Origin of the sequence: Delftia sp. WSY_16, from assembly GCF_043104415.1 — a bacterium.
Taxonomy (GTDB): domain Bacteria; phylum Pseudomonadota; class Gammaproteobacteria; order Burkholderiales; family Burkholderiaceae_C; genus Comamonas; species Comamonas tsuruhatensis.
The window spans coordinates 571,012-596,556 of record NZ_JBICKS010000040.1 but is presented as its reverse complement, the minus strand read 5'-3'; the positions used below and the strand labels follow the sequence as shown (position 1 = coordinate 596,556).

Annotated in this window: 20 protein-coding genes; all 20 read right to left on the bottom strand. The window is 64.5% G+C overall.

Translation table 11 applies throughout. From position 1 onward, the window contains the following. Position 1: 1 nt before the first annotated feature. Entirely contained in the window at positions 2-3,667 is a 3,666-nt protein-coding gene (locus ACF8O7_RS22335) for an RHS repeat-associated core domain-containing protein (RefSeq protein ID WP_392444306.1), read from the bottom strand. A 166-nt stretch (positions 3,668-3,833) separates the two neighbouring features. Continuing rightward, positions 3,834-4,946, bottom strand: coding sequence for a hypothetical protein (locus tag ACF8O7_RS22330; RefSeq protein ID WP_016447007.1), 1,113 nt, complete (start codon positions 4,944-4,946; stop codon positions 3,834-3,836). Between the two features lie 71 nt (positions 4,947-5,017). Next, the gene (locus tag ACF8O7_RS22325; protein WP_080650110.1) at positions 5,018-5,494 is read right to left on the bottom strand and encodes a hypothetical protein; all 477 of its coding nucleotides are present in this window, start codon (positions 5,492-5,494) and stop codon (positions 5,018-5,020) included. Continuing rightward, complete coding sequence (locus ACF8O7_RS22320; RefSeq protein WP_016447005.1) at positions 5,491-6,474, bottom strand: hypothetical protein; 984 nt, start codon at positions 6,472-6,474, stop codon at positions 5,491-5,493. Before ACF8O7_RS22320 ends, ACF8O7_RS22325 begins: the two co-directional genes overlap by 4 nt. 6 nt (positions 6,475-6,480) lie before the next feature. Next, complete coding sequence (locus ACF8O7_RS22315) at positions 6,481-6,840, bottom strand: DUF4150 domain-containing protein (RefSeq protein ID WP_016447004.1); 360 nt, start codon at positions 6,838-6,840, stop codon at positions 6,481-6,483. Then, the gene (locus ACF8O7_RS22310; protein ID WP_016447003.1) at positions 6,833-8,149 is read right to left on the bottom strand and encodes a DUF2169 domain-containing protein; all 1,317 of its coding nucleotides are present in this window, start codon (positions 8,147-8,149) and stop codon (positions 6,833-6,835) included. Before ACF8O7_RS22310 ends, ACF8O7_RS22315 begins: the two co-directional genes overlap by 8 nt. 10 nt (positions 8,150-8,159) lie before the next feature. Then, positions 8,160-10,352, bottom strand: coding sequence for a type VI secretion system Vgr family protein (locus tag ACF8O7_RS22305; protein ID WP_126311378.1), 2,193 nt, complete (start codon positions 10,350-10,352; stop codon positions 8,160-8,162). Between the two features lie 121 nt (positions 10,353-10,473). Further along, the gene (locus tag ACF8O7_RS22300; RefSeq protein WP_126311377.1) at positions 10,474-11,571 is read right to left on the bottom strand and encodes a hypothetical protein; all 1,098 of its coding nucleotides are present in this window, start codon (positions 11,569-11,571) and stop codon (positions 10,474-10,476) included. A 13-nt stretch (positions 11,572-11,584) separates the two neighbouring features. Then, entirely contained in the window at positions 11,585-12,487 is a 903-nt protein-coding gene (locus ACF8O7_RS22295) for a hypothetical protein (RefSeq protein WP_126311376.1), read from the bottom strand. Between the two features lie 65 nt (positions 12,488-12,552). Then, positions 12,553-14,823, bottom strand: a complete 2,271-nt coding sequence (locus ACF8O7_RS22290; RefSeq protein ID WP_275823350.1) for a S41 family peptidase — start codon at positions 14,821-14,823, stop codon at positions 12,553-12,555. Continuing rightward, on the bottom strand, positions 14,820-17,561 hold the full coding sequence (gene tssH, locus ACF8O7_RS22285; RefSeq protein WP_126311375.1) for a type VI secretion system ATPase TssH: 2,742 nt from the start codon (positions 17,559-17,561) through the stop codon (positions 14,820-14,822). Before tssH ends, ACF8O7_RS22290 begins: the two co-directional genes overlap by 4 nt. Positions 17,562-17,612: 51 nt before the next feature. Then, the gene (locus ACF8O7_RS22280) at positions 17,613-18,068 is read right to left on the bottom strand and encodes a hypothetical protein (protein WP_227472493.1); all 456 of its coding nucleotides are present in this window, start codon (positions 18,066-18,068) and stop codon (positions 17,613-17,615) included. Positions 18,069-18,180: 112 nt separating this feature from the next. After that, complete coding sequence (locus tag ACF8O7_RS22275) at positions 18,181-18,786, bottom strand: hypothetical protein (RefSeq protein WP_227472492.1); 606 nt, start codon at positions 18,784-18,786, stop codon at positions 18,181-18,183. 35 nt (positions 18,787-18,821) lie between these two features. Next, positions 18,822-19,655: a hypothetical protein gene (locus ACF8O7_RS22270; protein ID WP_126311374.1), complete on the bottom strand. Its 834-nt coding sequence runs from the start codon at positions 19,653-19,655 to the stop codon at positions 18,822-18,824. A 24-nt stretch (positions 19,656-19,679) separates the two neighbouring features. After that, the gene (gene tssG, locus ACF8O7_RS22265; RefSeq protein ID WP_126311373.1) at positions 19,680-20,852 is read right to left on the bottom strand and encodes a type VI secretion system baseplate subunit TssG; all 1,173 of its coding nucleotides are present in this window, start codon (positions 20,850-20,852) and stop codon (positions 19,680-19,682) included. After that, positions 20,849-22,723, bottom strand: a complete 1,875-nt coding sequence (gene tssF / locus ACF8O7_RS22260; protein WP_126311372.1) for a type VI secretion system baseplate subunit TssF — start codon at positions 22,721-22,723, stop codon at positions 20,849-20,851. The genes tssG and tssF overlap by 4 nt, the downstream gene beginning before the upstream one ends. 23 nt (positions 22,724-22,746) lie before the next feature. Beyond that, the gene (gene tssE, locus ACF8O7_RS22255; RefSeq protein WP_016453373.1) at positions 22,747-23,301 is read right to left on the bottom strand and encodes a type VI secretion system baseplate subunit TssE; all 555 of its coding nucleotides are present in this window, start codon (positions 23,299-23,301) and stop codon (positions 22,747-22,749) included. Positions 23,302-23,310: 9 nt separating this feature from the next. Beyond that, positions 23,311-23,775, bottom strand: a complete 465-nt coding sequence (locus ACF8O7_RS22250; protein WP_224986301.1) for a DUF4087 domain-containing protein — start codon at positions 23,773-23,775, stop codon at positions 23,311-23,313. Next, positions 23,772-24,668: a glycoside hydrolase gene (locus ACF8O7_RS22245; protein WP_034393887.1), complete on the bottom strand. Its 897-nt coding sequence runs from the start codon at positions 24,666-24,668 to the stop codon at positions 23,772-23,774. Before ACF8O7_RS22245 ends, ACF8O7_RS22250 begins: the two co-directional genes overlap by 4 nt. A gap of 40 nt (positions 24,669-24,708) precedes the next feature. Then, positions 24,709-25,515, bottom strand: coding sequence for a type VI secretion system accessory protein TagJ (locus ACF8O7_RS22240; RefSeq protein ID WP_126311371.1), 807 nt, complete (start codon positions 25,513-25,515; stop codon positions 24,709-24,711). Between the last annotated feature and the right edge of the window lie 30 nt (positions 25,516-25,545).

The following is a 25,545-nucleotide window of genomic DNA, read 5'->3' as shown; positions in this document are numbered from 1 at the left end:
TTCATCTCCTGTTTGCTACAGTTCGCATGGGTGTTGTTGCTGTAACCCCAAGGTTGTTGAAATAAGGATCGACATGCATTAGGAATAAACATTTTGATTCCTCTTCTGTCAATCCAGCCTTTCTAATTGCTTTGTATCCTATTCTTCTTTCAGCAGCGTATGTTCCACCCCCTGCCTCACGTTGAATTTGCGTTGCAATATAGTGTTCAGATCCAATTTTTGTAGAAGGTCCACCTAACTGTATGGCTGGTGCTCCTGTATAACTATATTTCGGTATGGTTTTAGCAGCTGCATCTTGGATAATGTGATGACCATCTTTGGCTGTATTTGATTTTGCACCGTAGTCTCTTCCATTCGCTTTCATGTTATCCAATATTTTCTTGCAAGTGCAGGGACAGGGTTTAAACGGTGCCAAGCCATATGGATCAATCCATCCGGTTGTATTGTTCGAATTCAAGAATAGGTTTATTCCACCTTCTAAACCAATAGGATCCTGACTAACAAACCTCCCCACCACCGGATCGTAATACCTGAACCGGTTGTAATGCAGCCCCGTCTCCTCATCAAACTGCTGCCCCTGTAACCGGAAGGGTTGCTCAATGGGCGGCGGTGAAGGTGGTGCAACAGGCTTTGAGCCCCAAGCCCGTGCGCTGACGGGCCGATCATCGGTGCCGGTCCTCAACACGCTGCGCATGACCGCCTCGCCCCAGACCTTGTAGTCCGCCGCCCAGGCCACCTGGCCTTGCTCGTCGGTCAGCTCCAGCGGGGCACCGATCTGGTCGCATTGGTACCAGTAGGTGCTGTGTTCCTCGCCCGCTCCCTGGATGGTGGCCAGCGGTACAAAGCTGCCTGGCTCGTAGATATAGAGCGCCTGCCTTGCACCGCGTTGGCTGTGCACCATGAGGTCACCATCCCACAGGTAGTGGGTGCTGCCGAAGGCATCGCTCTTGGAGACGCGCCGGCCCAGGGGGTCGTAGGCGTAGCGGGTGGCCTGGGTGACTCCGTGGCGCGTGGTGTTCGATTCGATGAGCTGGTGGTCTGCGTTCCAGGTCAGGTCCAGTACTTCCTGGGTACCGGCTTTCTGGTTGCCCCGGGTGCGCTTTGTGACGTTGCCGTGCACGTCGTATTCAAAGTGCAGGTCCTGGTAGAAGCGCAGGCGGTTGTCGCCCACCACGCCAAGAGTGGTGTCCACGGGCTGGCCGTCTTTGCCGGGGATGGAGTCCAGCAGGTTGCCGGCGGGGTCGAAGGCAAACAGTTCGCGGGCCAGCGGGCTGCCTTGTGCGGGCAGGCTGGCTAGGATGCGGCCCGTGGGGTCGTAGCGGAAGTCCTGGCGGCCGCGCAGGGAGTCGGCACGGGCGATGAGCTGGCCTGCTGCGTCGTAGGCGTAGCCACGCTCCAGCGTTGCGTTGGAGTTGCCGGGCCGGATCACGTGGCCGCTGCCTTGCAGCGCTGCGCGGTGGCGCAGCAGGCGCCCGGCCGGATCCCAGTCGTAGCGGCTGGACAGTGCGCCCTGGCTGCGGCGCACTTCGCGGTGCAGGGCGTCGCGTTCGATGTCGGCGATGACCTGGTGGGCGGCCGGGGGCTGGTCAGGGCCTTGTGTTGCAGCGATGTTGATTTGGTGCAGATGGCCCGAGCCATAGAACAGCCAGTGCAGGGTGCGGCCATCTGGCATGCGGGTGTGGCTGCGGTTGCCCAGTTCGTCGTAGCCGTGCGAGAGGCTGCGCTGCAGTTTCTGGCGGGCCTGGCCTGTGGCATTGCCGAGAGCCTGCAGGGTCTGGGTCTCGCTGAGCAACTGGCCCAAGGGGTCATAGGCAAAGGCCAGGTGGGAGGCGGCGTTGCTGGCCTGGGTCAGGCGGCCCAGGGCGTCGTAGCGGTAGGTGGTTTCTTCCACGGGGCCGGTGTGGCCCAGGGCGCGCTTGGCCAGCAGACGGCCCAGGGCATCGCGCTCGAAGCAGGTGACCTTGCCGGGCCCGGCGTCGCTGCCGCCGGCCTCGATGACGTGGGTCAGTTCACCGGCGGCGTTGTAGATGTAGCGCTGCCAGCGGCCGTCGAAGCCGACTTCGTCGGTGAGCTGGTCGCGCAGGTCGTAGCGGAAGTGGGTGCGGGCGTGGTTCTCGTTGTCCAGGGCAATGAGGCGGCCGGCGCGGTCGTAGTGGTAGGCGAGGCTGCGGCCTGCGGCGTCAATCCGGGTGAGCGGGCGGCCCATGCCGTCGTAGGTGTAGCGGGTGCTCTGGCCCATGGGGTCGGTGTAGGCCAGCAGGTGGCCTTCGCCGTTCCAGGCGTAGAGGTGGGTCGGGGTGGCGGGCTGGCTGCCTGGGGCTGCGGGGCTGGATGGCTCGATGACACGTATCAGCTGGCCCGCATCGTTGTATTCGTAGCGGGTCTGCTGGCCCAGCGCATCGGTGCGCAGCACGGGCTGGCCCAGGGCGTCGTAGGCGAAGCGCGTGGTCTGGCCCGAGCAGTCGGTGTAGGCCACAAGGCGGTCGGCCTCATCCCAGGCCAGGCGCTTGGAGCCTCCCTTGGCGTCAATGACTTCCACGGTGCGGCCCCGGGCGTCATGGCGGTAGCGCGTGGTGCGGCCCAGCGGGTCGGTGGCCTGCACAAGGTGGCCGCGGCCGTCGTATTCCTGATGCCATTCGTGGCCCAGGGCGTCGCGCAGCGTGGTGACCAGGTCCAGCGGGTTGTATTCCAGCGTGGTGGCATGGCCCATGGCGTCGATGATCTGGACCAGGTTGCCGCGTGCATCGCGGCGCAGGGTGGTGCGGCGGCCCAGGGGGTCTATGCGGCCTGTGGAGGCGCCGGTGGCATCGGTGGGGGTCTGCTCGATGATCTGTTCGGGCGTGCCTTCCGCGATGACGGTGGCAATGATGTTGAAGCGCGCATCCCAGTGGTAGGCGGTGGTGCGGCCCAGGCCGTCGGTGTGGCGCGTGACACGCTCATGGGGCAGGTAGGTGAAGCGGTCGTCGTCCTGGCCGGGCACCGGCGTGTCGGCGCACCAGGAGCGCAGCACGCGGCCTTGGGGTCCTTCGATGTCGTACTGGGCGAAGTAGCGATGCCCGCTGGATTTGCGGTAGCCCACCAGCACGCCGGAGCGCCAGGCGTATTGGCGGTAGGGCTGGCTGCCGTGGTGCGTGGAGATGAGCTGGCCCTGGGCGTCGTAGGCGTACTGGGCCAGGGTCTGCGGGGCGTGCTCCGGGGCATGCAGGACCACGGCAGTCAGACGGGCGCCGGCAAAGGCGTCCAGCGGCAGTGTGCCTGGCGCGCTCCAGTGCAGGTGCAGGCGGCGGCCTGCGGTGTCGCTCAGGCCGGCGAGCAGTGGGCGGGCAAAGGGTGCAGGGGGCTTGACCTGCGTGGCCGGGGCCGTGCCTTGCCCTGCGGCGTAGCGTGCGCTCCAGGTCTGCGTTGTGGCGGGTTCGTCCGAGCCCAGGGCGTATTTCCAATGCAATTGCACGGTGTTGCCGTCGCGGTCCTGGAGCGCGGCCAGCGGCAGGCGCCATTGCTCGGGTGCTTCGCGGCGGAAGAGGCGGGACAGGCCTTCCTTGTAGGTGATGGTCCAGAGGTCGGGCTCCGGGTGGCTGAGCGTGAACTTTTCATAGATGTCGAAATGCTCGGCTCCCACGGCCAGGGAGGGCAATGTGACGTACAGGCCTGTGTCGTCTGCCAGCACGCACCGCGAGTGGCAGATCAGATTCTGTAGTCAATAAAAATGACCATTTCTTAGCAGCTGCCTCTGGAATTAATTACTCGGAGAGAATTGCTGTTATGGAGTTATATTGGAAAAACTGTGAAACTTAAATGCGTAGTAAGGCTTAAAAATATAAAAGAAGCCGTTTTTATGATTTTGATGAATTATCTGGTAATACGGATTTGATATTTTCCTGTGCATGCAGTGTTATTCTGGCCAGTTGCCAATCTATTAAGCTGAAAACTGCCTGAATTATAATATTTGATGGTAGCCGCCAATACAGCGAAAAAAGCGTTTCGCTATCTGCTCTTCTGTCGAAGGGTATTGCCATTTTTCTCATCACTACATCAGGACTTTCCCCAAATGACAGGCGAAAAGGAAGCAGACCTTCATATCCGAAGGATCCGAGATCTCCTCGTCTTTTGTATGTAATGGCACTTATTGCATTTTTTGATGAATTCTTGCTGCCATCATTCATTTTTTTTAGGTAAATTATAATCCCTTGAGATCTGCTGAGAGATGAAAATTCTTCAGGGCAGTCATAGTCATCAATAGACTGATGTAGCCCATGTTTTGAAAAAAAATCCAGCACTTCCGGAGCATCGTATGCTTTTCCCAAATGAATGCTGCCAATCATGTCTGGGAACGATGCTGCTGCCGTATCAAAATTTGGTTTCAGCATAACCTTGTCATGTATATTTTTTTTTCTTATATGGACGTGAGCTAAGCATGAACTACCTTTTCCCATGAATCCAAAATTGACAATCAGGTCGTATATGTGAAAAAGCTCCACAGGAGTATCGTAAATTATTCTGCTAGCTATTGGATCTCCAAAAAAGGTGTACGCGGGATCATTTTTCTTTGTCTCCATTGTGATGCCCGACAGAAAACTGCCCTGAAATCCTTGATAGGTTTGTACGCCATTGGCGAAGAAGGCAATCTGCTCAAGCACAAACGGGTCAGAGAAGGTTATTTGCTCTGAGTGCGTTAGTTCATAATCCTCCCTTTTCTTGAAAATGAGGCAAAATCCATTCCGTTCTGATCCAATGATCAGCGAATCTTTGGACTTTTGATTTAATTCGTATTCGGCATCTGTATCCTCCTTGTCATCTGCGTCTTCTAGTAACTCCAATTCTTCCACTGTCATCGGGCGATCATGGATGTTATATTCTTCAAGAAAATCTTCCAAACGCTGATCGTTTGAAGAGCAACCAAGGAAATTAATTAGCGCCGAAGAAATTATGGAAGATGGGGTTTTCATGATCTGAGGCGGTTTATCTGATTTTTAGCAAGTCAGATTACTAGATATGGACGCATAAATATCCTGCTTAATCAGGGGCAAAGTCCATGTTTTCTTTTGCCATTTGTAGGAACGCCAAGCTGAAAGAATTCCAATTTATCCTCTTCGAAAGCGACTGTCCATACAACTCCGTCAAGAAAATAATTATCAATCTCCGGCATTCTGCGCTTAAGTTGTCCCAGTTTTTTTTCTATCGCATCCCTGCTGTCATTTGCGCTTAAACCATAAGGTAAAGGTCCGGTGTAAATTCCATTCTTTCCGACATCTCCAGATATTCTAATTTCAAGTTGACTAAATATGAATGCGCCTTCACTTTTGGGTGCTATTCCATTTCCTTTTGCATCGATTTCGAATGACATTGAAAGACCTTGTCCTTTTATTGGGATAAGCGTTTCCAATGACCGTCCTATTTTCGGTCGACTCTTAATGCCATTTTTGGTTAAAAACTCGTCGAACGGTTCATGCGTGCTACTATGGCCTAAAAAAATCATCAGTTCTATTGCATTCATTTCTTTGCCTTTGTTCCGTTGGTGATGGCGTCCTGAATATATTGATCCCAATCCATGTTTCTCAACTCTTGAGCAGCTTTGTCATAGGCATCCTTGCATCCATGATCCTTGTTTTCCATAGCCTTGGAGATGGCATCTGTATTCCTTTTTACAGCTTCATTGAGGTTTCCCGCATCCTGAGAGATTCTTTCAGGAGTGTTTTTATACCGCCAAGTTTGTCCTTCTGCATGAATATCTGGAGGAACAGCAATTGTTGGTGCATTGTTTCGGACAGATTTTCTGATTTCTGAAGCTTGAGCATCGCTAATTTTCACACCAGAATCCCTTAGTTCATTGATCTTGTTTTCGGCAGCTTTTTCGAGAGCGGCACCTGAAGGAGTATGGTCTTTCTCTAGCCCGCTGCCTTTGAGCGATTTTTTGTCGTTGTAAGGCACCTTTTTTCCACAGTCCTTGTGCCTTTTGGGCTTCCCTTTGTCCTTTCCTCCACCCTTACCGTCTGCTTTCTTTGCACCTGTTTCCTTGGCAGCCTTCCCTGCGGCTTCTTCGCTTGCTTCTCGTCCTATTTTTTTTCCTGCAGCCTCTGTTGCCGCTGCTGCTGCCTTCTTCCCATACTTGGCCCCGGTGGCCGCCATCCCCGCGCCCGGGATCATGGCTGCCGCGCTCAAGGCAGCGTTGACTTTATCGCCCTCGGCAAGATAGATCAAAGCGTTGGCGCCGTCGGCAATTTCGCCTACGCCGGGGATGAGGCCCACGACATCCAGACCTGTGTGCACAACGTCGCTGCCCCAGCGCTGCCACCAGCTTTTTTCCTGGGCCACGGGCTTGATGGCGGGAGCCGTGGCTCCGTGGAGGTTGGGGGCCGTGTCTGGGATGACCAGTCCCGAGGTGTTGCCTATCGGCCCTGGAGAAGGGTAGGCGTTGGGCTTGACCTGTGCAGTTTGTGACTGCGCTGCAGGCAGTTGTTTTTTTCTGGTGGCCATGGCGCTTCAGGGCTTCTTCCAGTTCATCCACATCTTGTCGCCAGTGCGCACGATGCCCCGGCCATTGACGTAGACGGTCTTGCTGTGGTCAATGTCGTGGCTGATGCGCATATTGGTCTGGCTGACCACGCCCTTGCCTTGTCCGGGTTCATCGCCCATGACGTTGTCGACATAGCTCTGGTTGTGCAGGTAGACAGGCTTGCCTTGCAGGAAGACGTTGGGAGAGCACTGCCTGCTCTGGTTCATCTGGTGCGTGATGGGGTAGGGCACCGGGACGCCGTTCTTGCTCGGTGTCAGGCATACATCTGGGGTGAGCGAAACGATGCGAAACCGCCCGTCCTTGGATGCGATGTTTTCGTCAGCCACGGCGTGCCTCCTGTGGTTTCGCGCGTTCGCTGGCTGCGCGCTGCATTTCGGCATCCAGTTCCATGCCTGTGCCTTTGGGCCAGGTGCCCAACTCCAGCTGCCTGACATCTGTCTTGGCGCTGATGATTGCCCGCCTGACGGTAGTCACAGTGCCGGTTGCCAAATCCAGGATCACCGTGTCTATGTTCATGGGCGCAAACATCACCACGCCCACATTCAGGCGTACCAGCAGTTGCAGCTCCTGCGTGGGTAGCTTGAAGCGGAAAATGCCCTGGTATTTGTCGGCTGGAATGAGGTTCAGGAGCATGACCTCTTCGCCACCCTGCGGGTAGTCGATCTGCTGGTCTTCCGGCGCACAGTTCCAGTAGCGGTAGTCATGATCCAAAGGACTTTTGGGCCACTGGGATTGCTTCCATGCGTCGTCATGCGTGCCAGCGAGGGAAACCCGAGGACTCCACCAGCGTCCGATGGCGCCCACGCCTACGACCGGATAGTCCTGCTGTCCGTCATAAGGCTGGTTCAAGGCCTCAATCTGCGGCGCTGCGTAGTGCTGCGCGGACTGGGGCTGCTGCTGTGTGTGGATTTCCAGTTTCGCAATGGCTTTGTCGGCGTCGTGGACCGCCTCGGGAAGCCTGCCGCAACCAATCGGATTGGGCGTGTAGAAGGCGGGGAGCGCGTCATGCGCCTGTTGGGCGATCTCGCGTTGGGACTTTGTGGTCCTGACGTCGTCCCTGCCATCCAGAAACTCCTGCAGAAGTTGCTCCTGGCGAATGACATTGGGGCCCCCGAAGGCCAGCTCATAGCACAGCGGCACCTGAGTGACCGGTTTCGGGGCGCCGGGACGCAGCGCTCCGAGGCTGGTCAGAGAGCGCTCGAATTGCCGCGGTCCGGTGACCTGAAGCGTTTTGATGATGCTGTCTGCAAACCTGAAGCCGGCCGGCCACCGCTCATGAGGCTTGCCGTCTGGCGTATATGCAAAGGCATTGGTGAGGATGACATCGCACTTTGGCTTGTAAGGAGCAAGATCGCTTTCCTGCAGCACGCTGCTGATGTTCACGTTTGCGTAGAACTCGTCTGCGGTGCAAAGCGGTGTCTGTTGCTCGGGCGGCAGGACAGTGGGCTCTATGAGATCGCCATTTTTCTGTACCGCGCGCAGCGTGTAGGAGATGCGGCTGACCATGACGTGAAAGATCTCGCCATGTGGGTCCACATGCTGGAAGTACTGGCTGGGCCAGGGCGTGTGGTTGACCACCTCCGGCAAGGGGGCGGACTCCACCGGACTGGGCATTGCGTGGGAAGGGCGCTCCATTCGGGACTCCTCAGTTCAGGTCAATACGCTTGGAGTCGAGGCCGATGTGCTTGCTGCCGACCACGTCGATGTTCTTGCCATTGATGGTGATCGTGCCGTCGCTTTTCATTACCAAGCTGGCAGCGCCCACGGTGATTGAGAGCTCGTCGCCGGCCTGAATGGCGTAGCGCTTTCCTACCGTGGTCTGCTGGTTGCCCTGGACCCTGACGGAACGGTCCACCAGCACCGTCGTGCTCTGGCTCAGCCCCACATTCACCACCATGGCCGCGCCCACGTTGACGTTGTAGGCGGCGCCGATGTTCACCATCTTGGCCAGGCCCACGTTCTGCATGTAGGCCAGTCCGATGGTCTCTGTCTTGAAGCTGCCCACCTTGATCGACCAGTTGTTGCCGATCTTGTCCTTCTCGTTGCGGCCTATGGTCTTGCTGCGGTTCTTGCCGATGGAGATGTTCTCGTCGATGCCAACGTCTTCATTGCGGTTGTCGCCGATGCTGATCTTCTCGTTGTGGTCCACCCGCTCCGTGCGGTTGTTGTGCACGGTGATGGTCTCGTCACGGTCCACGGTCTCGGTGCGGTCGCGGTGGATGACGTTGGTCTCGTCCCGGTCGATGGTCTTGCGCCGGTCGTTGCCCACCCATTTGTCCTCGTCGTTCTCGACTTCGGTGAGCTGGTCCTTCTGCGCGTGCAGCCAAAGCTGCTCTTGCCCAGCCTTGTCCTCGAAGCGGATGGCGTTGGCGTCGCCCTGGCCGTTCTTCATGCCCGCGCCTGGGGCGCCGCCCTTGCTCGACCGGGTCTTGATGCCCGATTGCGTGGCGTTGGCCGGCAGTGCCCAGGGCGGCATGTTGGAGGCGTTGTAGACGCAGCCCATGACGATGGGGTGGTCAGGATCCCCGTTGAGGAAGTCCACGATGACTTCCATGCCGATGCGCGGGATGTGCACGGCGCCAAAGCCCGGCCCGGCCCAGCTGGTGGCCACGCGCATCCAGCAGCTGGAGTTCTCGTTCATGCCGCCGATGCGATCCCAGTGGAACTGCACCTTGACGCGGCCGTACTGGTCGCACCAGATCTCTTCGCCTGCGGGGCCCACGACGACGGCGGTCTGCGGGCCCGTGGTACGTGGTTTGGCGGTGATGCGCTGGGGCTTGAAGGGAAGGCTGGTGGGCTGGGCCTGGAGCACGAATTTCTGCACCGAGCCTTCGCCGCTGCCGCCGTCGCTGACGCGCGGGTTCTCCTCGAAGGCATAGTCGACCGCCGTGACCAGGTAGGTCTGGTTCTGGTCGCCGCGCGGATAGTTGTCCAGCGTGAAGGTGTAGCCCGGCGCCATGGCGCGGTGGTTGGAGCGGCCCTGCACCGTGCTCTGGCGCGTGAGGCTTTGCTGCAGGCGCACGCGGATGTAGTCCTCGCCGTCGCCGGTCTCGGTGTAGCCGCCCGGCCATTCGTAGATCTCGTAGGCGTCGTGCGCGTGGCCGGGCGGGTTGCGGCGCATGTTGGACAGCTCGGCGCGGGGCTTCTTGAAGTCGTAGTCGTCGTTGTAGTGCCGGCCAGGCTTGACGCGCTGGTGCAGTTCCCAGGCGTGTATGCATTCCTCGCGCGCCACGGCAGCCTTGCCCGGCGGGTGGAAGGGGATGACGGCGCCGCCCTGCAGCGGGTCGTGCGAGGCGATGACATCGTCGCCCAATGTCAGCACATGCTGGCCCGCGCTGTGCTGGTGGTAGTAGCAGATGCCCTCGTGCTCCATGAGGCGCGAGACGAACTGGAAGTCCGTCTCGTTGTACTGCACGCAGTACTCCCAGGTGCGGTAGGAGCGCGTCAGGCGCTGCTGCATGGGGTGGCCGTAGATGCCCAGGACCTCGTTGATGATGTCCGGCACGGTCTTGTTCTGGAAGATGCGGAAGTCGCTGCGGCGCGTGGCCAGCCACAGCCAGGGCGACAGGCGCGCGCGGTACAGGAAGTTGCGGTGCTCGTCCTGGCCGCGCATGCCGAAGGCCGTGACCAGGCCGTCGATGTAGCGCTTGCCGCCGTCCTGGGTCTCCACCACCACGGTGGCGCCCTTGCCCAGCAGGGCCTTGGGGTCGATGCTGTCGTCCTCGCTGAGCAGGTCGATCTCCAGGGCGAACAGATGGCTGATTTCCTCGCGCCCCTGCAGCCGGCGCAGCTGCAGCTGGTCTGCCAGGGGGGTGTTGATGGTGACTCTGCGTGTCATGGTGTCGGTTCTCGCGGTGCTTGGGGTGGAAGAGGGGTCGGGGCTTCAGGCCTGGATGGCAGGGCCTGGGTGCGCCGGTCGATGAAGGGCTTGCATGGGGTGGCTGGAAGGTCCTTTGCTGCTATCGGGCTGCGTACACCAGCCCCGGACGGGCACCGTCGGCGTCATCCTGGGCGCCATCCATGACAGGGGCGCTGTCGAAGGACTGGCCCAGCGCAACGAACTGGTAGTTGCCGCTCCGGTCGGTGAAAACCGCCAGGCCGTCCGGCGTCAGGGCTACGTTGAACCAGTCGTTGTCTGTTCCGGGCTGGTCCGGGTCCAGCGTGCGGGACTGGCTCCGGGCCAGCACGCTGCCGGCCAGGCTCGCCTGGTTCAACACCCGGGTCTGCCGGCCATCCGCGCCATACAGCCGCAGCTCCCCGGTGGCTTCGACCTTGCGCAGGCCCTTGCCCAGAGGGACGGAGCGCTTCAGGCCGGCCAGCACGAACCGGCCGCCCGGCGCCAGGTGCAGGTCGGGCGGGATGTCGTTGCCACCGCTGCGGAACTCGGCCAGGTGCACGATGCGCGCCTCTGCGCCCAGCGCCAGTGCTGCGCCCATGCCTCGCTGGCCGGGCAGGGCGTGGGTCAACAGCATATTGCCTGCCGACCACGCCTGGGCGCTGGTCCAGGCCATTGCATCCGCTGCTGTCCAGGCCCGGGCCTGCGCGGCCATGGCAGCGGCCGGGTCCTTGTCCTGGGGCTGCACGGCCAGGGTTCCGTCAGCGGCGCGGGCCAGGCGGGGCAATGCATCGAAGCTGCCCAGATTGCGCGCTTGCTGCAGCGTCCAGCCCGGCAGGGCGAAGGTCAGCAGCTGGTAGGGCTTGCGGCCGTCCGCATCGGGGTCCAGCCGGCTGCTGGCGACGATGCTCACCAATCCGTCACTGCTTCCCTGTGCATCCGGCGTGACGACAGGGCGGGCAAGGTAGCCGCCAGGTCGAACTCCTGGCCATGGCAGCGCCGCAATGGCAGCAGGCTTGCCGCTGCGCTCTGATAGTTGAAAACTGCCTGTCTTGGTTTGCTGGACCAGGTCCAGCCTGTCAACGGTGCCGTTGCAGTACACGGCGTAGAGATAGCGGTGGGGGTTCTGGATGGGTGCTGTGGGGGCCGCTGTCTCAGCCATGCCCAGGCCAGGGCACAGCAGCGTCAATCCGATGGCGCTGGCGGTGGCGCTTCGGTGCATGGAAAGGGATTGCTTATTGCGCTGCATAGACCAGACCAGGCAGCCGGCTGTCGTAGTCGTCGGCGTCCAGGCCCACGACGGGGTCCAGGCCGAAGACATGTCCCAGTTCGACGAAGTGGTAGTTGCCCAGTGGATCGGCGAACACGGCCAGTCCATCCGGGGTGAGCGCGATGTTGAGCCAGTGGCCGGCCGTGCGCGGTGTGTCGCGGTCCATGTCTTCCTTGGGCATCAAGACCATGGAGGGCCCAGCGACGCGGGCATCGTTCAGCATGGCCAGCTGGCGGCCTTGTGCGTCGTACAGACGCATCTCGCCGGTGGCGACCAACTGCTGCAGGCCCCGTTCCACGGGTACGAGCTTGTTCAGGGTCAGCAGCACGTAGCGGCCGCCTGGCGCAAGGCGCCATCCAGGGGCCAGGCTTTGGCCGGGCAGCGCCTGCAACGGCACCGTGAGTGCGCGCTCGCGGTCCGACAGCGCAAAGCCCAAGCCGTCTGCTCCCGGGAGGCGGTAGCTCAGCAGCACGCGGCCTGCCGACGTTTCCTCCGCCCGGGGATCCTCCAGGGATTCGCCACCGGCGTATGCCCTGGCCTGCTGTGTCAACTGCGTGCGCAGGTCGCCATCCGGCTTGTGGACGGAGAAAAGGCAGCTGTCGGTGACGGAGGTGCCTGCGCTTTGGGGTGGCACCGCTGGTGGTTTGCTGCTGCCGTCCGATAGCTGAAAACTGCCTGTCTTGGCCTGGTTCTTCAGATCGAGTCGATCCACCCGGCCATTGCAGTACACGGCATACAGATAGCGGTACGGGCTGCGGTCGGTGGGATCGGCGGGATCGAGTGCCTTGGCCGCAACTGGCGTAGCGAGGGCAACCAGCATCTGGTCGGTGCTGGACGAGCAGCCCGCTGCCAGCGCGCTGGCAGCCATGACTGCACAAGTCACGAAACGGGCGGGGTTCAGGTGCGGTGGCATGGCGGCAAGGGCTTGTGGGTCTAGCGCGACACCTGCGCGGTGCGGCTGCGTTCCAAGTGGAGCACGGCGGCGTCCAGCAGCGGGTCGCCGCCGGCCTGGATAGAGGCGGTGAAGGCCGCGTCCACGGGCACGCGCAGGCGCGGGGTCACGCCTTGGGCCTGTGCGGCGGGGTTGTTGCCGCCAGCGGGGCCGGTTTCTGCGAGCAGGGGGACTTGCACGATGAAGCCGGCCGGCAGGTGCACGCGCGTGGCGGGGCCGGTGGCGCCAGCCGTGGCGCTGGTGGCGACGATGTCGGCACGTTGGCTGTGCTGCAGCCAGGCAGCGAACAGTTCGCAGGGGCCCGAGCAGCCGGGCCCCGTAAGCACAGCAACGGGTGCCGTGAAGGGCGTGCCCGAGGCGGCCAGCGGCAGCTGGGCCGGCAGGCCCAGGCCGCCACGGCTGCGCCAGACGCGGGCGGCGGGGTCGAACAGTCGCTGGGCGGCGTCCTGCATGCGCAGCGGCTTGTCGCGCGTATAGAGCGAGGCCAGCATGTGGGGCAGCAGCTGGTAGGCATCGTCGCCCCGGTGGGCGCGCAGGTCGATGACCAGGCCCGTGACCCTGGCCTGGGTGGCGGCGGCCAGGGCGCTTTCCCAGCGGCTGAGCTGGCCGGTGGCGCCGTCGGCAAAGCTGTCGAGGGCGATGTAGGCCAGGTTGCCGCCCTGGGCGCTGCGCAGCAGGAAGGATGCGAGGGCGGGCTCGGCCGCAGGCAGGGCCGTGGTTGCGGCGGGGGCGGCGTCCAGGCGCAGGGTCTGTTCCTGGCTGGCCGGGGGCGCGCCGGCTGCGGTGCGCAGGCTCAGCGTGGCGGGCGTGCCCAGGTCCAGCGCCAGCAGGTCGGCGCGGCGGGCGTCGGCACCGGCGCGCAGCGAGGCGGGGGCAATGCGGTCCAGGTAGCGGGTCGGGCTTTCCCCTTCGATGGCGAGGATGTCGCTGCCGGGCTGCAGGCCCGCCTTGGCGGCGGCAGAGCCTGGCGCCACGCCGGTGATGGCGATGCGGCCGTCCTCGCGCAGCCAGGTGCGCGGCATGGGCATGTTGACGCTGCCGCGTGCCAGCAGCTGCGGGGACAGGCCCCGGTCTGTGCGGGCAGGCCAGGCCTGGCCGCCGGGCAGCAGAACGCGGTACTGGCCATCGCCCAGGCGCTGGCCCATTTCTGCCAGGGCCTGGGCCTGCGCGGCGCTGTCGCCGCGCTCGGCGGCGGTCTGCAGGCGCTGGCCGTAGTCGGCACGCAGCTTGCCGGCATCAAAGCCGCTGGCAGCGGCCAGCGGGTGGCGCTCGGCAATGAGGCCGATGAGGGCCTGGGCCGCATCGCCTGCGCCCAGGCGGGACAGGTCGATGTCCTGCGCGGGCTGGACGGCATGGAAGGCCAGGGCGATTTCCCGGGCACGGTCGAAGCGCAGGCCCTGCGGCTCCAGCGTGACCACGGTGTAGCCGCGCGGCAGGGTGACCATGGGATCGTCGGCGGTGAACAGGCGTCCGTCGGCGCCAAAGCCGGAAGGGAAGCGCTGCGTGGCATCGCTGGCCCAGACCAGCAGCTTGCCGCCCGTGGGCTCCAGGATGTCGCCGCTTTGGCGCGGCCATTCGGTGCGCACCGAGCTGGCGCGCAGCATGGCGTGCTGCTCTATGGCGTCCAGGCTGCGCCGGCCCGCGCGCTGGGGCACGTCGGCATGGACGGACAGGGCGAAGATGCGCACGCCCCGGCCCCCGGGGCGGGCACGGCCGGTGGACAGGTCATAGGTCGTGCCGTCGGGGTCGCCGGGCAGTTCGATGGCCACGCCGGTGCTGTCGCCGCGCGGCAGGGCCAGCCATTGCGACTTGGCCGGCGCCACATGGGCGGCCTGGCGCTGCACGAGGTACGGCCCCTGGTCCATGAGCGCGACCACGGCCTGGCCGCGCCGGGCGCTGTCCGTCCAGGCGTCGCCCAGCACGGCCATGACGCGGCGTGGGCCGCCCTGGTCGTCCTGCACGGGGGCGGCGCCGGAGGGCGGCGACTGTGCCGCCTCGGGCTGGGCCTGGTTGCGGTCCCACCAGGCACGGGCCTCGTTGGCGGCACCGGTGGCCGCGTTGGTGGCCGTGCTGGCCGCGCTGCGGCCGGCCTCCAGCGCCTGCTGGCCGGCCGTGGCGGCGCCCGAGGCCCGCTGCACGGTGTCGGCCGCCTGGCCGATGGCGCCCAGGTCCAGCGCCTGCGCAGCCGGGGCGGCCAGCAGCGCGGCTGCGATCACGGCCGTGGCAGCGCGTGGCAGGCGGTGCCTTCTCATGCCGGCTCCGCAGCGCGGGTGCGCACGTCCAGCGTGAAGTCGTCGCCGCTGGCGCCGGCATGCAGGCTTTGCAGTTCCTGGCCTTGCACGGTGGCCTGCAGGAAGTGGGTAGCCATGCGCGGCAGCAGGTTCTGGGTAAGGATGCCGTCCACCATGCGCGCACCGGACTCGACCTCGCTGCAGCGGCGGCGCACCAGGTCCACGGCTGCTTCATCGAAGCTGAACTGCGCGCCGTGGCGTTCCTCGATGCGCCGCTGTATGCGCAGCATCTGCAGCCGGATGATCTGCTCCAGCATGGCGTCGGAGATGGGGTAGTAGGGCACCACCGTCAGGCGGCCCAGCAGCGCGGCAGGGAAGGTCTGCAGCAGCGGCTGGCGCACGGCCTGGGCCAGGCCTTCGGGCGTGGGCGCCAGGTCCGGGTCGCGGCACATGCTGGCGATCAGGTCCGAGCCCACGTTGGAGGTCAGGATGATGACGGTGTTCTTGAAGTCGATGTAGCGGCCCTCGCCGTCTTCCATCCAGCCTTTGTCGAAGACCTGGAAGAACATCTCGTGCACGTCGGAGTGGGCCTTTTCGATTTCGTCGAGCAGGACCACGCTGTAGGGGCGGCGGCGCACGGCCTCGGTCAGCACGCCGCCTTCGCCGTAGCCCACGTAGCCGGGCGGCGCGCCCTTGAGGGTGGAGACGGTGTGCGCCTCCTGGAACTCGCTCATGTTGATGGTGATGAGGTTTTGCTCGCCGCCATACAGGGCTTCGGCCAGGGAGAGGGCGGTTTCCGTCTTGCCCACGCCCGAGGGGCCGGCGAGCAGGAAGACGCCGATGGGCTTGCCCGGATCGTCCAGCCGCGCGCGGGAGGTCTGGATGCGGCGCGTGATGGCCTCCAGGCCGTGGCGCTGGCCGATGACGCGCTTCTCCAGCGTGTCTGCCAGCGAGAGCACGGACTGCACCTCGTCACGCACCATGCGGCCCACGGGAATGCCGGTCCACTCGGCCACGACGGCGGCGACCACGCCGGCATCGACCACGGGCTGCAGCAGCGGGGAATCGCCCTGCAGCTCGGCGAGCTGGCGGCGCAGCGCTTCCAGCGAGGCCACGCTGGGTGGCTCGGCAGGTTCGGTTGCGGTGGCTTCGGCGGCCGTTTCCGGCGCCGCAGCGGACGGGTCTGCAGCGGCGCCGGTGGAGAAGACGGGCGGCTTCAGGCCCATGAGGGCGGCCTCGGTTTCCAGGATGCGGCGGGCCAGCGCGCTTTCCTGGCCAAAGCGCTCGGCCAGCGTGGCCTGGCGCTCGCGCAGGCTGGCCAGGTCGGTTTCCAGCGCCTGCAGGCGCTCGGCCGTGGGCAGGCCGAGGGCGGCCTCGCGCAGCAGCACTTCCTGCTCCACGCCCAGGGCCTCGATGCGGCGCTGCACGGCTTCCAGCTGGGCGGGCGTGGCATGCAGGGCCATGGCCACGCGCGAGCAGGCCGTGTCCAGCAGGCTGACGGCCTTGTCGGGCAGCTGGCGCGAGGGAATGTAGCGGTGCGACAGGCTGACGGCCGCGGCCACGGCGTCTGCGGCAATGCGCACCTGGTGGTGGTTTTCCAGCTTGGCGGCCACGCCGCGCAGCATGTCCACGGCGCGGGGCTCGTCGGGCTCGTGCACCTGCACCAGCTGGAAGCGGCGGGTCAGGGCCGGGTCTTTTTCGATGTATTTCTTGTACTCGGCCCAGGTGGTGGCGCCGATGGTGCGCAGCGTGCCGCGCGCCAGGGCGGGCTTGAGCAGGTTGGCGGCATCGCCGGTGCCGGCCTGGCCGCCCGCGCCCACCAGGGTGTGGACTTCGTCGATGAAGAGCACGATGGGCGTGGTGCTGGACTGCACGGCGTCCAGCAGGCCGCGCAGGCGGTTCTCGAACTCGCCCTTCATGCTGGCGCCGGCCTGCAGCAGGCCCACGTCCAGCACGCGCAGCTCCACGCCCTGCAGCGGCGGCGGCACATCGCCCTGGGCGATGCGCAGGGCCAGGCCTTCGACCACGGCGGTCTTGCCCACGCCGGCCTCGCCCACCAGGATGGGGTTGTTCTGGCGGCGGCGCAGCAGGATGTCCACCATCTGGCGCACTTCGTCGTCGCGGCCGGTGACGGGGTCCAGTTCGCCCGCCTTGGCGCGGGCCGTCAGGTCCACCGTGTACTGCTGCAGCGCACCGCCCTGGCCGGGTGCGGCGCCCGTGGCCTGGCTCGCTTCGCCCGGCGTGCCTTCCAGCCCGCTGCCATCGGCCGCGCGCATGCGTGCCTCGGGCGAGTCGGGCAGCAGGCGGGCGAAGGCATCGCTGAGCGCGGGCTCGGAGATCTTGTCGAATTCGCGCGAGATGGAGCGCAGCTCATTGGCCAGCGAGCGCGTGCGCACCATGCCCGACAGCAGATAGGCGCTGCGGATCTGGCTGTCGTTGAACATCAGCGTGGCATAGACCCAGCCGCGCTCGATGGCGGTCTCTATGTGCTCGGAGAAGTCGCTGATCGAGGTGGCGCCGCGCGGCAGCTGGTCCAGGCGGCGCAGCACATCGGCGGCCAGGCGGTCGGAGGCGATGTCGAAGTGGCGCAGGATGCGGATCAGGTCGCAATCGTTTTCCTGCAGCAGCTGGTGCAGCCAGTGCACCAGCTCCACATAGGGATTGCCGCGCAGCTTGCAGAACACGGTGGCGCCTTCCAGCGACTTGAACAGCAGCGGGTTGAGCTTGCCGAAGAGGGATTGGCGGCTGATTTCTGTCATGGGTCTTGGGTGCTTAAAAAGAAGGGATCAATGGGCGGTAGGAATTGCCGGCTAGCGTTGGGGGCGGACTTCGACCTTGCGGCCCTTGGCCTGGCACTGCGCCAGCAGCCGGTCGACCCAGGCGCGTTCGACGAGGAAGCTGCTGCCGGTGATTTCCTGCGCCGTTTCACGGACGTCGGCGGCGAGGTGGATGGCCTTGGCTTCGGACAAGGCATCGCCATCCCATTGCGCTTCATCCGGCGATGGTTTGGCGGTGAAGCGGCGCTGCCCCAGATTGGCGATCTGGCCGCCTTCCAGCCAGACCATCCAGACCGACGAGCGCGCAGGGACTGCGCTGCGGTTGTGCTGTTGCACGAAGCAAAAGCGCTGGAGGGCTGAAGGCTTTCCGGGGCCAGTCGATGCCTGGCGGCTCTTCAAATAGATACGCAGGGCGGCTGGAGAAGGAATCAGGGATTGCGCCGGACGCGAGAAATCGGAAGCCCGCCCGCTTTCAGGCGCTGCCAGCAAAGGCAGGGCCGACCCCGCCAGGGTGGCCAGCAGACACCTTGCGAGCAGGCGACGGCCTTGCCTGACACGGCATGGGCCGGGAAAGCGGTTGCGTCCGATATGCGGCATGCGGCTATCGGGCAGGAGTCACTTTGATGGTGCGGCCCTTGGCCTTGCATTGCGCCAGCAGCATGTCCACCCAGGCGCGTTCGACGAGGAAGCTGCTGCCGTAGATTTCCTGGGCCGTTTCTCGCACGTCGGTCGCGAGCTTGATGGATTTCATTCTTGCCAGGCTTTCACCATCCGCTTTGGCGTCTTCTTTCGTCAGCGTTTTGGGCGAATAGAGATGCCAGCCCATATTGACGATCTCGCCGCCATTGAGCCAGACCATCCACACGTTCGGCTCGGGATCGGACGGATGGTCGGGACGCTGCTGCACGAAGCAAAAGGTATTGCTCTGGCGGGCTCTTTGGGTTTCCCAGACTTCATCCTTGAACTTCAGGTATTGCCGCAGCGCAGTCATGGACGCGACTCTTTCCTGCGCAGGCCGAGAGTAGTCGGCAGCCGTCGGCTGGGTTTGCTGGCTGCTGATTTCAGCCGGCGATGCCGGTGGCGGCGATGATTCGGAGGCTTGGGCACCTATCAAGCAGGCGCTCACTGCAATGGCAGTGGCAAGGCTGGCCATTGGGAAATGGCGATGCGGTTTCAAAGCGCTTGATCCGGTATGGGTTGGTGACATGGAGTGCCCTCCTTGGTTTTCGATGTGTTTGGGGATCAGTCGCGTTTGCGCAGCCGGGCATGTGTGTAGAACATGTTTCTAGCCAGCGCGGCGTGCTGAATGAAGTCGGCACCGGGAGAGCTGGATTTCGCAGTTCTCCAGGCGAACAGGCCTGTGGGGGTAGGGTCTGGCGGCACCGCGCCGGTGGCAACGTCCAGGGCCGCCTGCACAAAGTCCAGATAGGCCTTGCGTTTGGGATGCAGGCCGTTGTTGGCGTTGTCCACATAGTCGCGGAGGTTCTTGGCAATGTCGGGACCCAGCTTCGGATAGACGTTGAAGCCATGGAATTGGACCGATCCCCGGTCATCCGCCATGACGATGTCCTCGACGCTGGTGGCACCGCGGGCCATGAAGTCTTCAGGCTTTCCGCTTTTCAAGCGGTTCTCGATGACTCGGCGCATCCATTGCATTCCGGTTTTCACGTTGTCGAGATTCCAGGCCAGTGAGGTGTCGCCCGGCGAGACGCTTTCCGCCAGGAACAGCCTTGCCAGCATCCCCTCCGTCGTGCTCTCCGCAGGCAGCGAAATGCTCTTCTCCACCTGCACGGTGATGGCTGCGGGCATGACGCTGAGCCCGCTTCCCTGCACCGCCACGATGCTGAGCTTGGTGAGCCCGGGCTGCTGCGCCACGAAGTCGAATTGCCAGCTGTCGGCGCGGGCGTTGTGTACGGGGGGCTGGGCCGCAAGAATGCTGGGCGCATCGATCCTGGCACCCAGCTTGTAGGCCTTTGCGACGGCCTCGATCTTGACGCGCAGGCGGTTGCCCTCGACCAGCGTCAGCGTGGAAGGAACCGGTGCGTTGTGCGGGAACTTGATCTGTACGGTGGGCATGTGTGCGAGCAGGGAAGTGGTGATTCAGTGGTTCGGTGATTCAGTGGCTCGAGGACTGGGGCCGGGGCCGGGGCGCCGGCCCCGCACGGGCTGGCGGCGCTGGCGCAGCCAGGCTTCGGGGTCCAGGCGGAAGTCGCGCGCGTCCTGTGCGGGCTCGGCATGCGTGAGCCAGGTGGTCCAGCCGAGCTGGGTGCTGCTGCCCAGCCGGGCGGCAGGCACTTCCTGGCGGCGCAGCACCAGCACATAGTCCCAGGCGTATTCGATGCCCAGGTAGTTGCGCACCCAGTCCACCAGGGTCTGGAACAGTGCGGCCTGGGGCAGCAACTGCTGGTACTGCTCCAGGCCCAGCGGGCCGAGCACCAGGCGGAACTTGCTTTGCGCATCGGGCACGCGCGAGCCCACGACGGCATCCACACCCAGGCGCGAGTTGCAGGGGCGGCTTTGCAGCCGGGTCTGCTGCCCGGGTTCCAACTCCAGGTGGTGCAGGCAGTTTTCTTCCAGCCGCACGGGGATCTGGAAGTAGTGCGACAGGGCCTGGCACAGGCCTTCGGGATTGCGTGTCCAGCGGGTCAGGTGGCCGGCCATGAAGCGCTTGGCGTGGTCGGGCACGTCGTCGCGTGCGCGCTGGCTGGGCAGGCCGGTGCCGATGAAGCTGTCTATGTAGCGGCCGAAGGGGTCCTCGCCGGGGCGGTCCAGCGATGCCGTGGGCTGGGCGTCCGACCAGGCGCGGAACAGCAGCAGCAGCATGCGGTGGTGAAAGATGTCGGAAAAACGCGCCAGCGTGGCGTCGTCATGCTGGCGCAGGCGCTCGCGCACGTATTCGGTGATGTGCGTGGGCAGCGGTCCGTTGGGGCCGTAGAGGCCGAAGTTCCAGACCGTCATGCGCTCGGGCTCGCCGGCGCGCGAGGGCAGGATCTCGGCGATGGTGGCGGGCGCGAAGGCCAGCGACGGGTCCTGGCCCAGGCGCAGCGGTTCGTCCTTGGGGCGCGTGGCCTGGCCCAGGCGCGGCAGGCCGGGGTGGCGCGCCTGCAGGTAGCGCAGGCTGTGCATCAGGTCGAACTGGTAGGGCCTGGCGCTCAGGCGCTGCCAGAACAGGCGCGCCCGAGCGTCCTCGGACGCGTTCGCCTGCACGGTGGGCAGCTCCGGGTCCTGATCGGGCACCGGCTGGGCAAGGGGAGCGTGCGCGGCGTTGCTCATATGCCGGGCCGTTGTCCGGGGCGTGGCGCCCAGTGCGCGACGGGGCCGCGCTGGCGAGAGTGCAGCTGCAGCTCGGTGAAGCTGTTGACGCCCACGTGGCGGGCAAAGAACCGCTCCAGCATGTTGGCCAGGGGCCAGGGGCTGACACCGGCCATGGCCGGCTCGTCCACGCTCAGGTGCACGCCCACGCCGCGCCCGTAGACGAGCTGGCGGTGCTGGGGCAGGCGGCGCGTGATGGGTTCGATGCGCATGCCCTGGATGGCGGCGATCTGTCCGGCCAGTTGGTGGTTGCCCAGGTCCAGGTACAGGCGCAGCAGCTCTTGCAGCGTGGCCGCGCCTTCCTCGTCGGACAGGTCGGTCATGGCCAGGTAGTTCAGGCTCAGGTGGGAGATCAGCCGCCAGGTGAGGCCGCCATCGGCCACGGCCGGTATCGGGGCGCTGGGGCCGGCGATGACGCGGGCCCAGTCCACCGGTGCCGACTCCTGAAGGGCAAAGTCGCCGCCCGGCTGGTTGACGCGCATGAGCAGGGGCAGGTCGCGGTTGGTGCACAGGGTATGCATGGACAGCTGCTTGAGCTCGTCGGAGAACGGCGCCTCGCGCTGGTCCACCAGCGAGATGAAGACTTCCGAGCCCAGGTACTGCGTGCGCGGGCCGCTGCGCAGGCTGCGTTCGGAAAACAGCCGGGGCTCGCGCCGCGTGGTGAAGTAGGCCTGCTCGGTGGAGTGCAGGCCGTGAGTGGATGCGTACAGCGGCGCAAATTCACGGTCCTGCGTCTTGCCTTCGTGGTGGCCGGTGACGGCCTGCACGCCGTAGACCTCGAAGTCCAGCGGCCGCATGCGGTCGGCAACAACGTGGTATTCGTGCACGTTGGAGGCCACGTGCAGGCGGTCCGCCGTGTACTCGAACAGGTTGATGGCTGGAATGCAGTGCATCAGCAGCTTGGCCGCGTCGATCTGCGGCTCCAGCGTGGGCGCGGCGCGGCGCAGCAGCAGCGTGATGCCCACGCCGTCGTGGGCAATGCGGCGCATGCTGCGCGACAGGCCGTTGATCGAGAAGAACCGCTGCCGCGCGGGAAACGCGAAGTACTCGTGCAGCAGCCGGTGGCCCTGGAAGGCGCGGTGCGAATAGGGAATCAGGGCCTGTTCGCTGTCATGGCCCTCGGCGCGCAGCGCATCGGGCGGGAGCACGTCCCAGACCTGGCGCGGGTCCTGCGGGTGGTGGACCACGATGGCCAGCGTCTGCGTGTGGATGAGCTCCTGCAGATGGGAAGCGACGACGTCGCCCGCATGGATGTACACCCACAGCTGGTCCAGCGCCACCTGCATGCACTGCGAGGCATCCAGCGTGGCCAGCTGCAGCCGCAGGTGGCCGCCGGCCTCGCCCAGCTGGGGCACCAGCGCATGGGGCAGGTCCAGCGCCGGGCCGCCCAGGCGGGCCTGGCGTATCTCCAGCGGCCACAGCGTCAGCGGCCCGCCGGTGCGGAAATCGCAGATGGTCTGCTCTTCCTGCACCTTGTGGGTGCGCAGCACGCTGCCCGAGGGCAGGGTGAATCCATCGACCAGGTTGCCTTCCTTGGCACTGGGCTTGAGCTGGACCACCACCATGGATGGCGTGGGCGCCAAGTAATGGGGGCAGACCATTTCCAGAATGCGCTGGGACAGGCGCGGGAACTCCGCGTCCATCTTCAGCTGGATGCGTGCGCTCAGAAAGCTGAAGCCCTCCAGCAGGCGCTCCACATAGGGGTCGGCCACATCGGTGTCGTGCAGCGACAGACGGCCCGCAACCTTGGGAAAGGCGGCAGCGAACTCGGCGCCCAGCTCGCGCAGATAGGCCAGTTCGCGGTTGTAGTACTCGACGAGGCGGGGATTCATGGTGTGTGTGGCGGCGTCCGGGCTCAGGCCCTGAGGTTTTGCAGCGAGACCTGGCCCGTCTCCAGGTCCAGGCTGGTCTTGAGCAGCAGCTCCAGCGGATAGGGCATGGACCAGAACTGGCAGCGGATCTCGAACTGCAGCGTGTTGTGGTGGTTGAGCTGCTCGGTGGAGGCCAGCAGCGTCACGGCCAGCGTCTTGGGCAGGATGCGCGGCTCGAAGGCCAGGATGCTTTCGCGGATGCTGCGTTCCACATGGCCCCAGTCCAGCTCGGACAGCAGCTGGCCGGCCAGCGGCGGCATGCCGTAGTTGATGACCGAGCGCTGCACATGCTCCAACCCCTCCATCTCCACGTGGTCCCAGGCATCGCGCGCATTGAGCAGCCAGCCCAGGTCGCGCAGCAGGGCCTCGCGCAGGCGGGATTCGTTCACGAAGACCGCATCGGGCCGCTCGGTGCGCAGATGGGGCTCATGGTCGGTCAGCCGGTCCAGCAGGGCGGGCTGCAGCCGGTCCTTGGCTGCGGTCGCCTGGTTCTGGCGCGTGCGCAGCGTGGGCATGGGGTTGAGGGGACTGGGGCGCATGCAGGGTCCTCAAGGGCCAGTGCGGCCCGAATCGGCCAGTGGGTTCTCGGGCTCCTTACCTTTCAGTGCAGGGTCCTTGCGACAGGCTGAGAGAGGCCGTGCACGTGCAGAGAAGATCTGCACGATCTGCTCTTTGCCATTGTCAGTGGACACCTTCAGGCAGGCGCAGCCATAACCGGCACTGCCATGACTTGTGCGCACCCAGTCACGGTCCGTGAAATGCGGCCATTCGCCGCGCGCCTGGTGGCCGCCCTGCTGGCCGATGGTCCATTCGGCCTGGCTGTCGGTCAGCGATGCATTGCCCGGGGTGGGGTTGTCGAACCAGCCACAGCGCATGGCATTGGACGGGCCGGGGCCGGCAGCTGATGCAAGCCATGGGCCCACGCACATTACGGCGGCCAGCAGAATGCGCGGGCAGCGAAGAGTGGCCGGGAACGGGGTGGCACTTGCTTTTGGCATTGTCTTGTCCTTCATGGCGTGGCGGTGGCTGCCGGTTTGAGGACGCGGGCCTCCAGGAGGATGGCCTGGAACTTGGTGGCGATGGCTGCGATGTCGGTGGCATGGTCGCTGCCGTTGACCATGCGCCGCGCACCGACGTAGTCCGTGGCACTGCCCAGGAAGAACTGACTGAAGCGTCGCCCGTTGGCAAAACCTTCCCCGGTGCGCATGCCATGTGACATGAGGGCGTAGGCCACCTCGGGTGTCTTGACCAGTTCGGGGTCCAGCAACAGGCCCATGCCTCGGCCCACGGCCACGCCAGCGGCTGCATAGTTGGACCACCAGGTGAGCTGGACGTAGCCGCGCCCGTAGAACGCCTGCTCGGCACCGTCGTCCGTTTCGTAGGCCTTGACGGCGGCGCCGCCATCCTTGGTGCCCATGACCGCCTTGGCCTGGCGGGGCGTCACGGAGCCATTGGGAGAGACGTAAAACTGGTCTCCATCCTGTTCGGTGATGCGTATCCTGCCGTCAGGCTGCATCTTGATCTTCACGGGCTCGTGATAGCGCCGCCCCTTGCCCTTACCCGCCTCGTTGACAGGCGCCATGGTCATCAGCCATTTGCGCTCGCGCACGACGATGGGGCGCTTGTGCTTGTCCAGAAGCGGCTGACCCTTCTTGTTGACTGCGATCCGTTCCACACTGGTCGGAGAGGTCGTCTCCCACATCACGGTAGCCAGCATGTAGGCCGCGTAGCGGATGTCGTTGATGCCGGGGTCCTTTTCGATCATGCCCAGCAGTTGGGCGGCGGCAGGAATGGCAGCGGCATCGAACCGCGCGTCCTTGCCGAACTGCTGCATGAATTCGCGCTGGAACACCGCGCGGTCGTAAGTGCCTGCGTATTGGAAGCTGGGTGTAGTCTTGTTGGTCATGCGTGTCGATATGGATAGGCAGTCATTGGGGCAGGCCAGATCAGCCGACGGTCTCCAGCGCCAGCTGGCGCACCTGCAGCATGGGAAAGTCCTCGGAGTCGGTGACCCAGGTGCGCTGGCCGTGGCCGGCGACGTGGCCTGCGGATTCGTCAGGATCGGAGGCATCTGTGTCCAGCGGGCTCCACTGCGTGCGGCGCGACATGCGGACGGCGTCGTCATCGCCGGGCGCCAGCGGATAGCGCGCGGGCATGAAGCCCTGCAGCGCGCCGCCCTCGCGCAGCGTGACCTCGCAGGGCAGCCAGATCAGGTCGCGCAGGTCCTGCACGGGCTCGAAGCCGATCTGTGCAATGGCGTCGAAGGGCAGCCAGTAGTAGCTGCCGTGGGCCAGCAGCTCGCAGACAGGGCCGAGGCGGGTATCGCTGTCGGCCAGCCATTCGAAGCGGTGCTCGCCCATGTGGCCTGCGGTGGCGGGCGCCTCGTCCAGGGCGCGGGCGCGCAGGTCCTGGGCAGCTGCTCCTTCATGGGCCAGGGCGTCGATCAGGCAGGCCAGCCATTGCGCGGGCTCGCCCATGAGAAAGGGCTTTTTCTTGCCGGCGAAGACCTCGGCGCGCAGCACTTCGCAGCGGATGGCCTCGCGGTAGGCGCGCGCCATGGGCTCGCACGAAGGGTCGAGCTGCGCGCACAGCTGCAACTGCTCCAGCGCCTTTTGCCATTCGCCCAGCACGCACAGCAGCTGGAAGTAGTAGACGCGCAGGGGCGCCGAGGCCGGGGCCTGGCGGATCTGGTCCTTCAGGGCCTTGAGTTGCTCGTCCAGGGAAAGCTGTGAGGTGAAGCTGGGCAGGGGCATGGTGAAAACGCAGGAAAAAGAGAGGGGCGG